The sequence below is a fragment of the Dehalococcoidia bacterium genome, assembly GCA_040902535.1.
Classification (GTDB): Bacteria; Chloroflexota; Dehalococcoidia; order DSTF01; family JACRBR01; genus JBBDXD01.
On sequence record JBBDXD010000026.1, the window covers coordinates 1 to 11502 of the forward strand.

The 11502-nt window shown below is 64.6% G+C and carries 10 protein-coding genes and 1 tRNA gene; 4 read left to right on the forward strand and 7 right to left on the reverse strand.

The window, feature by feature from the left end; genetic code table 11:
• Window positions 1–156: 156 nt before the first annotated feature.
• The 3 genes from WEB52_14410 to WEB52_14420 all read right to left on the reverse strand — a co-directional run bounded on the left by WEB52_14410 (window position 157) and on the right by WEB52_14420 (window position 3078).
• Window positions 157–900 (reverse strand): YceI family protein, encoded by a 744-nt coding sequence (locus tag WEB52_14410; GenBank protein ID MEX2227630.1) that lies wholly within the window; start codon window positions 898–900, stop codon window positions 157–159.
• A gap of 313 nt (window positions 901–1213) precedes the next feature.
• Complete coding sequence (locus WEB52_14415) at window positions 1214–1966, reverse strand: acetoacetate decarboxylase family protein (protein ID MEX2227631.1); 753 nt, start codon at window positions 1964–1966, stop codon at window positions 1214–1216.
• Window positions 1966–3078, reverse strand: coding sequence for an LLM class flavin-dependent oxidoreductase (locus WEB52_14420; protein MEX2227632.1), 1113 nt, complete (start codon window positions 3076–3078; stop codon window positions 1966–1968). Before WEB52_14420 ends, WEB52_14415 begins: the two co-directional genes overlap by 1 nt.
• 842 nt (window positions 3079–3920) lie before the next feature.
• On the opposite strand from WEB52_14420, the gene WEB52_14425 reads away from it, so the two are divergent.
• From WEB52_14425 to WEB52_14440, 4 genes are all read left to right on the forward strand, one after another.
• Window positions 3921–4817: a BON domain-containing protein gene (locus tag WEB52_14425; protein ID MEX2227633.1), complete on the forward strand. Its 897-nt coding sequence runs from the start codon at window positions 3921–3923 to the stop codon at window positions 4815–4817.
• Window positions 4818–5039: 222 nt separating this feature from the next.
• Window positions 5040–5124: transfer RNA gene (locus WEB52_14430), tRNA-Leu, on the forward strand.
• A gap of 141 nt (window positions 5125–5265) precedes the next feature.
• Window positions 5266–6291, forward strand: a complete 1026-nt coding sequence (locus tag WEB52_14435) for an ABC transporter ATP-binding protein (protein MEX2227634.1) — start codon at window positions 5266–5268, stop codon at window positions 6289–6291.
• 8 nt (window positions 6292–6299) lie between these two features.
• The gene (locus tag WEB52_14440; GenBank protein MEX2227635.1) at window positions 6300–7316 is read left to right on the forward strand and encodes a dipeptide ABC transporter ATP-binding protein; all 1017 of its coding nucleotides are present in this window, start codon (window positions 6300–6302) and stop codon (window positions 7314–7316) included.
• Window positions 7317–7388: 72 nt separating this feature from the next.
• Here WEB52_14440 and WEB52_14445 read toward each other — a convergent pair whose 3' ends face one another.
• The 4 genes from WEB52_14445 to WEB52_14460 form a co-directional block, all read right to left on the reverse strand.
• Window positions 7389–7829 carry a carbonic anhydrase gene (locus WEB52_14445; protein MEX2227636.1) on the reverse strand — a complete coding sequence of 147 codons (441 nt, stop codon included), beginning with the start codon at window positions 7827–7829 and terminating at the stop codon, window positions 7389–7391.
• A 580-nt stretch (window positions 7830–8409) separates the two neighbouring features.
• Window positions 8410–9630, reverse strand: coding sequence for an NADP-dependent isocitrate dehydrogenase (locus WEB52_14450; protein MEX2227637.1), 1221 nt, complete (start codon window positions 9628–9630; stop codon window positions 8410–8412).
• A 510-nt stretch (window positions 9631–10140) separates the two neighbouring features.
• The gene (locus tag WEB52_14455; GenBank protein ID MEX2227638.1) at window positions 10141–10443 is read right to left on the reverse strand and encodes a hypothetical protein; all 303 of its coding nucleotides are present in this window, start codon (window positions 10441–10443) and stop codon (window positions 10141–10143) included.
• A gap of 233 nt (window positions 10444–10676) precedes the next feature.
• The gene (locus WEB52_14460) at window positions 10677–11288 is read right to left on the reverse strand and encodes an SHOCT domain-containing protein (GenBank protein ID MEX2227639.1); all 612 of its coding nucleotides are present in this window, start codon (window positions 11286–11288) and stop codon (window positions 10677–10679) included.
• Between the last annotated feature and the right edge of the window lie 214 nt (window positions 11289–11502).

The window sequence follows — 11502 nt, forward strand, 5'->3', positions numbered from 1 at the left end:
AGCGGGAAGCGGGAAGCGGGAAGCGGGAAGCGGGAAGCGGGAAGCGGGAAGCGGGTTAACTGAGCGCGGGCTTTCAGCCCGCGCGGATTAGCCCAGAGACTCTCTCGTATAGCGCAAGGCGCCGAGGCCAGGCGCCGGCTTCAGCTTGAAGTTTGGTCAGACGGCCTGGGCGACGATCTGGATTTGCAGCGTGACGTCGTCTTCGACGGAGACGAAGCCGCCGATGTTCAGGACGGGGATTTTGAAGTCGCTGTAGAGAAAGTTGAGCGTCGCGAGCGCGGTGAAGACGTCGCCCTGGCGGCGCGCTAGCACGTCCCACGTGACTTCTCGCTGCACGCCGTGCAGGTCGAGCGTGCCCGTAAGTTGCAGTGATTGCTCTTCGCCCTCGGCGATCGCGGGGTCGTAGCCGGTGACGCTCGATACGGTGAAGGTCGCTGACGGATAGCGGGTCACCTCGAGCGCCTCGCGCATGCGATTGTCGCGCCTGCCCTCGTTGCTCGTGATGGTGGCCAGTTGCACCTCGAAGCTTGAGGTTGCGCCTTCGGCGAGCGCGAGTCCGTCCGCGGTCAGGTGGAACTCGCCCTCGATCTCGGTCGTGGCGCCCTTAGCCGTCGACGGAAGCCCGACGCTGGCGAGCGTCTCGTCGGCGAAGTAGGCGGCTTCCGAGCGCTCCGGGATGACGCGAAACGTCAGGGCGTCGTCGGGCAGCGCATCGACGGCTGTGGCATCGGCAGCGGGCGTCGTCGCGCCCTCGACGAGATCTGCGGGGATCTCGGGTGCGCTCGTCGCAAGCTGGTTGTCTTCGCGGACGAAGAACCACCAGCCGGCGCCGGCTGCTGCGACTCCCAGGACTGCCAGCACGACGACGGACAGCAGGATACGCGGACGGAAGAGACTCATGGATGCTCCTGCATGCGTGTAGCTCTGGATGCCGGCATCGTATAGAACCGCGACCTTCGGCGTGTTATCGAACGGTTGCCACGCGGCGCGCGGCCATGCGCGTACGGACGAGCGCACCACCGACCGGGTAGTCGGGACGGCGTAATTCCGGAATCGCATCGACCAGATCGAGCCGTGACAGACCTGCAAGGTCGCTTACGGGACGGGAGGTGTTGACCATGTCCGACGGACAGTCCTAGACTTGACACTCAGAACAGTATGTTCGGTGACAAGACTCCGGATGCCCTCCCGGAGCCTTGTCATTTTTTCGAGATCAGCCGGCGACCTTGCGCGTGCCTGCGATCGCCGGCCGGGACGGGTCGATGACGTAGCGGATCTTCGGGAAGCCCGTGTCGCACAAGACGAACGTCGCCGCGATCGGAAACACGGGCGCGACGTTTGCAGCGGACCATGCATCGCGCTCGAACGTTTCGATCTGCGGGCGGCCGCGGTCGGCGCGATGGAACCGGTAGTCGGGATCGACCTGGATCAGCGTGCCGCTTCCACCGTCGTCGGCGAGCTTCGCGAGGTGGAGGTTCGAGACGTACTGCACGTCGCCGCCGGAGATCGGCTCCGGGTTGATCAGTGATGCGCGCAGGATCTCGCGTCCGCCGTCGTTGACGACGCCGACGATGCGGTCGTGGAACACCCGCAGCCCTACGTCCGCGACGTGCGCGTTGTAACCCCACTTCGTGCGCAGTTCGTCGCAGGCGCGCGGCGAGTCGACGTACGCGCGCAGCAGGAAGCCGCGAGGCAACGCTGATGCGCGGCAGCCGACGCGCACCTGGGCCAGCGTGAACGCTCCAGCCGGACTGTCCGGATAGCGTGCGACCGTAAAGTACGCCGTTGGCGGGATGACAGGGTGCAACGCCGGTGGCAACAGCGCCGTCATGTAGCGGTCGTCGATCTCGAACGAAAGGTTGAGCAGTTCGACGCTTTCGATCTCCCACGGCTCGGCGCTCGTATCCAGCATTTCCGGCGCAGCGGCGAGCAGCGGCGAGATATCGAGCGTGCCGGCGAGCGGCATCAGTTGCCTCCCGCGGCGGCGGTTGCCGCCGCGGTCGCCGGCGCGAACTTCGGCATCACTTCCTTCGCGAAGAGGCGCATGCTCGCGAGCACCTGCTCCTGCGGCACCGTCTCGACGGCATTCAACAGGAAGTTGATGCGGTCGACGCCGCACGCTTCCCAGTTGCGCACGACATCGACGATGCGCGCCGGATCGCCGATGCACAGCCCTTCGGGGACACGCGGCGCGTCGCCGGGGCTGGTCTGCTCTCGACGCAGTTGCGGCAGCAGCCCGAGCGACGGGTACGACCGCGACGGATACGCCTCGCGCGCCGACAGCAGTTGCGACGCCAGGTAGTTGAACGTGCCGGCCAGCCGCGTGCCGGTGGCGATGCCGGTCGCGTCGTCTTCGTGGCAGAGCAGGAAGTTCACTGTGTTCACCTGCTCGTTCACGATCTCACCGACGGGATCGCATGACTTGATCCGCCTGCGATACTCGGCGATGCGCTTCTCCTGGTCGGAAAAGCCGCCGAAGGTCAGGCCGAGACTGCCGAGCCCGCGCTCCGCTGCGTCGATCTCGGTGCCGGGGCTGGTCACCGCCACCCACATCGGCGGGTGCGGTTTCTGGTAGGGCTTGGGCAGGATGGCGCGGGAGGGCATCGAAAACGCGTAGCCGTCGTGGCTGAAGCGCTCCTGCGTCCACATCTTCGGCAGGCAGCGCACGATTTCATCCCAGGTCTTCTTCGTGTCGTCCGGACTCGCGCGAAAGCCGGCAAGCTCGGTCCAGGTCGCGGAGCGCCCGGTGCCCATCTCCAGCCGGCCGCCGGAGAGGATGTCGAGCACCGCCGCGCGCTCGGCGATGCGCACCGGGTGGTTGAACTGCGGCACGCAGACGACGATGCCGTGTCCGACGCGGATGTTCTTCGTCTGCATGGCGCACGCCGTCAGGAACAGCTCCGGCGCCGATGAGTGCGAGTACTCCTCGAGGAAGTGATGCTCGACGCACCACACCTGGTCGAAGCCCAGTTCGTCGGCGAGGCGCACCTGTTCGAGCGCGTTTTCGTAGACGGTGCGCTCGGCCTCGCGGTCCCATGGCCTCGGCACGGACAGCTCGTAGAAGATCCCGAACTTCATGGCGACTCCTTTGGCGTGAAGCTTACGCTAGCACCGGCCGTCGCGGCGGAGCAAGGGGCGCTGGTCGCTGGTCGCTGGTCGCTGGTGATTGGTGGTGGATCGATCAGTTTTTGCGTGCGGCGGTTTGTGGGGTGGGTCGTGGGTGTGGCCGTGAGGAGATCCTTCGGCGCGCTTCGCTTGCTCAGGATGACGGCATTTTCGTCTCCTGGTCGTTGGTCGCTGGTCGCTGGTGGTTGATTGATCAGTTTGCGTGCCACGATTTGTGAGGTGGATGGCGGGTGTCGCCGCGACGAGATCCTTCACGGCGCTTCGCTTGCTCAGGATGGCGGCATTTTCGTCTCCTGGTCGTTGGTCGCTGGTCGCTGGTCAGTGCGTGCGGCGGTTCTTGGGGTGGGTGATGGGTGTCGCCGCGAGGGGATCCTTCGGCGCGCTTCGCTTGCTCAGGATGACGCCGGTCTCGTCGCCTGGGCGTTGGTCGCTGGTGGTTGATTGATCAGTTTGCGTGCCACGATTTGTGAGGTGGATGGCGGGTGTCGCCGCGAGGAGATCCTTCGGCGCGCTTCGCTTGCTCAGGATGACGTGACTGGGGCGCTTGCTCAGGATGACGGGTATGGCGGCCCGCTTAACGTAACGGAACGCTGCTTGCTCAGGATGACGGGAATCGGCGCTTGCTCAGGATGACGGGTATGGCGGCTCGCTTAACGTAATGGGATGGCTCTGGCTCAGGCTGCTGCACGGGCGGCGGCTCGAAGGGCCGCGATCTTCCATGCGTCGCGGCGGATTGATGCGTATTCGTCACGGCATCGAGATTAGAATCGAGGGGACTCGAAAGGAGCACCGCCATGCATGATTTTCTGCTACCGAATAGCAGGACCGCGCGCTTCCTCGCCAGCCGCCGCCATCCCGATCAAGCCGCTCTGCTCGCCCGGCTGCCGCTGCTCGGTCGCCGCATCCCGATGCGCGGGTACTGGCGCCGTCAGCCCATCGACGCCTCCCGCATGACGCAGCACGCCGCCAGCGACGTGGCGGACGCCTTGCGCGCGGCCGGCTTCTCCGCCGGTATGGGCACGCGGTCCATGCTGGAGCGCAGGGCGGCGAACTTCACGGATCGGCATGAGCACCGGCATGTCAACGACGGCGAGCACGACGGGCTGCACTTCGGTGAGATGACGCGCGACCGCGCACGTCGCGCCGGCGACGTGTGGAAGAGCCGGCCGCGCCTCGGGCTTCCGATGCTGATCGTCGGGACGGCGGTGGGCGCGCTCGCGATGTTCGCGTTCGACCCGCAGCAAGGACGCCGGCGGCGTGCGCTTGTGCGCGACCGGCTCGCCCACATGAAGAACGTCATGACGCGCGACGTGCCGAATCGCGTCGAAAAGCGCGGGCGCTTCTTCCGCGGGGTTGCGAGGGGCATCGTCCACGAGACCACGGACGCGCTGCCGTTCAACGGCCACCCGATCGTCGACAACGAGACGCTGGTCGCGCGCGTGCGTTCAGAGGCGCTACGCGACGATCACCTCAAGGCCGGCGAGATCCACGTCGACGCCTACGAGGGGTGCGTGACGCTCCGCGGCCAGCTTGAGCATCCGGACGCAATCCGGCGGCTCGTCCGAGACGCCGCCCACGTGGAAGGCGTCCGAGAAGTGCGGAACTTCCTCCACCTCCCCGGCACGCCGCCGCCGAACAAGGCCGCGGTCTACGTCCCCGCGCAGCAGGTGCCATCGACGATGCGCCGCTAGCTGACGCCCGGCACACCAGATCGCCCTCACGGAGCGCCCTCATCGCTGCGGGCGCTCTGCTGCTGGCTTTACACTGCGGGGCGGCGCGGGTAGTATCGCGCGGAGCAGGCGGCTATAGAGGTAGCATGCCCGCCGACCGGCAGTGTATAAATGGAAGCACGGCGCGACTGAGTCCGGATTCCGGCAATTCAGTTCAGGCTTTCTCGTCGAAGCAGGCGCCCCGGGGAAGTGTCGGAATTGGCAGACGAGCGTGATTTAGGATCACGTGCCGCAAGGCGTAGGAGTTCGAGTCTCCTCTTCCCCACCAGCCGCTGCATGCCTCACCGGCGCGGGCGGCCGGAAGGGGGCGCGAACGCGGGCCCGTATCGTGAGGCATCGTTGCCGGGACAGTCCGCACCGGCAGCGAATCGGATGGTGATTGAGGGGTCGCCATCCGCAGGGAGGTTGAATGGGCACGCTGCTCCAGATTCGTAATCTCAAGACGCAGTTCTTCACGGAGGACGGCATCGTCCGCGCCGTCGATGGCGTGTCCTACGACGTCGAAGAGGGCGAGACGCTAGGTCTCGTGGGCGAGTCTGGCTGCGGCAAGAGCGTGAGCGCGCTCTCGGTCCTGCGCCTGATCCCGAATCCACCCGGCAAGATCACCGAAGGCGAGATCATTTTCGAGGGCGAAGACCTCCTCAAGCTCGACGAAGAGGAGATCCGCCACGTCCGCGGCAACCGCATCGCCATGGTGTTCCAGGAGCCGATGACGTCCCTGAACCCCGTGCTGACGATCGGCAGGCAGCTCACCGAATCGCTCGAACTGCACTTGAAGATGGACCCTAACTCCGCCCGCCGGCGCGCTGCCGAACTGCTCGAGATGGTCGGCATTCCCGACGCTGCGGGCAGGCTCAACGACTACCCGCACCAGTACTCCGGCGGCATGCGACAGCGCGTCATGATCGCGATGGCGCTGTCCTGCAACCCGAAGCTCCTCCTCGCGGACGAGCCGACGACGGCGCTCGACGTCACGATCCAGGCGCAGATCCTCGAGATCATGGCGCGGCTCAGCGCCGAGCTTGGCACGGCCGTCGTAATCATCACGCACAACCTGGGTGTGGTCGCCCGCTACGCCGACCGCGTGAACGTCATGTACGCCGGCAAGATCGTCGAGATGGCGACGGCGAAGGACCTCTACGCGAATCCGCGCCACCCGTACACGATCGGCCTGCTGAAGTCCGTGCCGCGCCTCGACCAGGGTAAGAAGGACCGCCTGCAACCGATCGAAGGCTCGCCGCCGGATCTGATCAATCCGCCGAAGGGGTGCTCGTTCGCGCCGCGCTGCGCGTACAAAATCGAGAAGTGCCTGAACGAAGAGCCGCCGCTGATGCCTACAGGCGATGGTAAGCACCAGGCCGCGTGCTGGGTGATGCCCACGATCGATACCGTCCCGACCGTCGTGGTCGGACCTGACCCGGTGCCGCTGGCCTAGGAGGCTCCATGACTACGGAAACTCGTGACCTGGGCTCGGTGCAGACGGCGTCGGATGTGCTCGTCAACGTGCAAAACCTGAGGATGTACTTTCCCGTCACCGCGGGGTTGATCTTCCAGCGCAAGATCGCGGATGTGAAGGCCGTCGACGGGATCTCGTTCGATGTGAAGAAGGGCGAGACGCTCGGTCTCGTCGGTGAGTCCGGCTGCGGCAAATCCACGACGGGGCGCGCGATCCTGCAGCTCTACAAGCCGACGGAAGGATCCGTCGACTTTGGCGGCACGGAGCTGACGAAGCTCTCGGGCGGCAACCTGCGCCGGATGCGCCGCCGCATGCAGATGATCTTCCAGGACCCGTACGCATCGCTGAACCCGCGCATGTCCGTCGGCTCGATCATCGGCGAACCGCTGACGATCCACGGTCTTGCGAAGGGCGGCAGGGCGCGCAAGGAGCGCATCCAGGACTTGATGCGCGTCGTGGGGCTCAATCCCTACTACGCGAACCGCTATCCGCACGAGTTCTCGGGCGGGCAGCGCCAGCGCATCGGCATTGCGCGCGCGCTCGCGGTCGAGCCGGACTTCATCGTCGCGGACGAGCCGGTTTCGGCGCTCGACGTCTCGATCCAGGCGCAAATCATCAATTTGCTCGAGGACCTGCAGCAGCAGTTCGGCCTGACGTACCTGTTCATCGCGCACGACCTGTCGGTGGTGCGGCACATCAGCGACCGCGTCGGCGTGATGTATCTGGGCAAGCTGATGGAGCTGGCTGACCGCAACGAGCTGTACGAGAATCCGCTGCACCCGTACACGAAGGCGCTGCTTTCGGCGGTACCGGTGCCGGATCCGGCAGTGGAGACGAACCGCGAGCGCATCATCCTGACGGGCGACGTGCCGAGCCCGCTGCGTCCGCCGCCGGGGTGCGTGTTTCACACGCGCTGCCCGATCGCGATCGAGGAGTGCCGGCAGGCGATCCCGGAGTGGCGCGACGTCGGGGGCGGGCACATGGTGGCGTGTCATCGTGTGTAGTTGTCAGTCGTAAGTTTTCAGTTGTAAGTGGGAAGGCCGGCTGTTCGCCGGCTTTCTTGGCGGTTGTGCCTTCTACGTGCTGTGCACGCGGCGTACTTCGATACCTTCGGGCGCGGTGTCAGCGAGATACGTCTCCGGCGTGACGTCGGGGTAGGCGCGGGCGAGCGTCGCGGCGGCTGCGAGGAGGTGCTGCTCGTGGATCTCGTATTCGTTGGCGGCCGTGGCGATGTCGTCGTAGGCGCGGCAGCTTACGTGGTTGACGAGCAGGATGCGCGTGAAGCTGTGCAGCGTCCAGAGCAGCCGTATCTCCTCGTGCATCGTCTGGCCGGCGGCCGCTGAGCGCGGCGCGACGAGCGAGCGTGCGGCGCCAGGGCGTGCGATGAGGTCGTAGTCGTCGGTGAGGCCGCACGCTTCGATGAATGCGTGCTCGGCGGACTTGAAGCGAAAGTCGGAGCACGTGATCACGAGCGCGGCGCATGTCGAGCGGATGAGGAGGTTCGAGGGTTCTTCCACCGATTCAGTCCATCACGGCTTCTAGCAGATCCTTCGTCGATCTAGTTGACGTCCAAGGGATAGTAAGTTCCGACATAGATCGAACCGTCCGCACAGCGGTACGCTCTATCTCCGATTCGGACACCAGTTGCGTGATCAGTCCTCTGGGTGAATGAAGTTGAGTGATCCGAGTGGCCACCCGCTACTTGCACGCGGAGACTGGCATTGGGCCAACGTCTGATTGTTGATCCGTCGCCCTTCCAACGCTCGACTTCCTTTGCAAAGCCCCCTACAACGTGGAACAGAATCTGCACTGGAATCCCGTCGTCGTCCTCGTAGTCGGCCTCAACCGGAATACGATGAATCACATTCGCTCGAGTCGCGCTGGAGATCTGGAACTCAAACGACCCATCCAAGTCAACAGTTCGCACGTGGGCGTTCAACAGTTGCCGTTGAATCTGCGGTCGACCTGGGAAATCTGGCTGGAGCAGTCGGTCGATTACAGAAGGTTCTTCGGCGTTCGGCTCGCGATACGTCGACTCCGGCGTCCATGGTTTCCTTGTAAAGGTTGAGATGATGCTTCGCACGTGCTTGAAGCGCTTCAATTTTCACTCAGCACTGTTTCAAGTTTCCGCGCGAGCGCGTCGATGAACTGCTGGGTGTTCAACCAGGGCTGATCGGGTCCGATGAGCAGCGCCAGGTCTTTCGTCATCTCGCCGCCCTCGACGGTGTCGACGCAGACGCGCTCGAGCGTCCGTGCGAAGCGCACGACGTCGGGCGTCTGGTCGAACTCGCCGCGGTAGGCGAGGCCGCGCGTCCACGCGAAGATCGACGCGATCGGGTTCGTCGACGTCTGCTCGCCGCGCTGGTGCTGGCGATAGTGGCGCGTCACCGTGCCGTGCGCCGCCTCCGCTTCGACGGTCTTGCCGTCGGGGCTGAGCAGCACTGACGTCATCAGCCCCAGCGAGCCGAAGCCCTGCGCGATCGAGTCGGACTGCACGTCGCCGTCGTAGTTCTTCGCTGCCCAGACGAAATCGCCGGAGGCCTTCAGCGCGTACGCGACCATGTCATCGATCAGGCGATGCTCGTACCAGATGCCGGCGGCCTTGTACTGGTCCGCGAAGTCCGCGTCGTAGACCTCCTGGAAGACGTCCTTGAAGCGGCCGTCGTAGGCTTTGAGGATCGTGTTCTTCGTCGAGAGGTACACCGGGTACTTGCGCTGCAGCCCGAAGGCCAGGCAGGCGCGCGCGAAGTTGCGGATCGACTCATCGACGTTGTACATGGCCAGGGCGACGCCGCCGCCGGTGAACGTGAAGACGTTGTGCTTGATCGGCGCGCCGCCGTCCGATGGCGTGAAGGTGATCTCCAGGTCGCCGGGCCCCGGGACCACGAAGTCCGTCGCGCGATACTGGTCGCCGAACGCGTGACGGGCGATGACGATCGGCGTCGTCCACGACGGCACCAGGCGCGGCACGTTCTTGCAGACGATCGGCTCTCGAAACACCGTGCCGTCGAGGATGTTGCGGATCGTGCCGTTCGGCGACTTCCACATCTGCTTGAGGTTGAACTCCTTGACGCGCGCCTCGTCGGGCGTGATCGTGGCGCACTTGACGCCGACGCCGTATTGCTTGATCGCGTTCGCCGCGTCGATCGTCACCTGGTCGGTCGTCGCGTCGCGGTGCTCGATGCCCAGGTCGAAGTACTTGAGGTCGATGTCGAGGTAGGGCAGGATCAGCTTGTCCTTGATCATCGCCCAGATGACGCGCGTCATCTCGTCGCCGTCGAGTTCGACTACGGGGCTTTTGACCTTGATCTTCGCCATGCGGAGCTTCGCCTCACGAGGGTGTGATCCCGAGTTCGCGGCACGATAGCACGGCGGTTGGCGGGCGGCTACGGGCGTCGGGGGGGGCGGTTGGTGTGCGCCACCGCGTTTGTACTGCGAGGAGATTCTTCGCTTCGCTCTGAATGACCTGCGCGCGTGCGCGCGGCGGACGCAGCCTCTCTGACGTGAGGCGCGATGGCTGCTGGACTTCTAGTGGACGCTGATTGGTCGATGCCACATAAACCTGCCGGAACTCAACGACCAACGCGCCATCAAGATCGCCTGGACGGAGGCGAGCTTCGCCAACGGGCGTGCCACGCAAGCCGCGTTCAACTCACGCGGCGTGACGCGGAAAGAGTGGGCGCTCGACAGGAACCACCGAAGACGACATCTGCAACGCGAACGCGAGTCAAGGTGTGCCATCCCAGAGGACGAGGCGTTCCGATCAGGCGACATGGCCCCGCCATCTCATCCCAATTGCACCTGCACGCTGCTTCCTGTGCGTGAGGATCAGTAGCCGCCTACGTCAATCACTTTCTGGATGTTGGCGATGATGGATTCGAGACGGCTTATTCTGGCGTCGCCGTCCCTTACCCATTCGCGCAGCCCAAGGTAGTCTTGGTGTGCCTCAGACAGGTGACGGACGGGCGCTTCCCGGATCGCCTTGATCTGCGCGTTCAGCGTCGACACCAGTTCGTCCGCGTTGGACTTGATCGCGTCGCGCGGAAACTCCTTCGCGATGAGAGCGACTCGGCCATCACCTACGTTCTTGGTGTTCAGGTCCAACAGCGCATCCACGATCTGCCAGTTCATTGACATCTCATCGCTCCTTGGCTGTGCGCATCAACTACGGCCCACTCTCTCGCTTCGAGTACCTGTTGCTCTTCGCCCGATAGTTCAGTCCAGCACGTCGTGCAGAGATGTCGGATGTACATCCGCTCACGCTCACCGTCACGGCGAAGCCGCGTTACAAGCGGCGGGCCGCCTCCGAGTCCGCACACAGGGCAGTCGATGGTCATCCGTATCCTCTGTGCCGGAGATCGGTTCTATTCGCAAGCCTTGCTGCCGACAGGCCGACCGCATCGGTCATCGATGAGCTTGATGTCGGTGTCGAGCGGCGTAACTGCGCTCTCGCTCTCAAGGAGATGCATGGTGACGACCCAAGTTCGATCCTCGGATCGATAGCGTGTCTCGGCGCATCGTAACCACTTGACGCGTTCGTCGCTTGTGAAGCTGAAATCGATGGCGATCTGGCACGCTTCCTGTTTCGTCAGCAGGGAACTGACTGCCGTTGGCGGCACATACAACGGCTGCTGTGCCGACGCGCTGTTGTCGCCCGAACCAGCGCCTGCGCTTACTAACGCGAGCAATACCGCCGCCACCATGGCTCCGGCACCCGTGCCTAGCCACGCTCCTAACAGGCGGTCTGGGCGCTTCTCTTTCGGCACGAACACGAGCAACGCGCCGACGAATGCTAGGCCCAACACGAGTCCGCCCAAAGCACCCAACAGCACGTGAGCGCCGTTGCGCCCACCGCTCTGGGCGTTATCGCTGAGCACCTCATCGACCAGAGCGGCGCGCTTCGCCTCGTACTCAGCGTCAGTGAGTATGCCTTCGCGCCTCAAGTCTGCGAGGCGTTGCAGCCGGTCGTGTGCCATCGTCATACTGTGGTATCGGCTTGCTGCGCTCAGCGGGGCTTAGGTGTGACCACCTATTGCGCCACGCCGAAAGGCTGATCCGTGCCGCTATTTTCGAGCGTGTGTACAGCGGGATCGCCGCCCACCTGCGTTGCATGACGGGATTTTTCGCTTCGCTCTGAATGACGGGCGAATCGCGATTCGTGCGCGTGACGGCGTCTGACCCGCCAGGAGA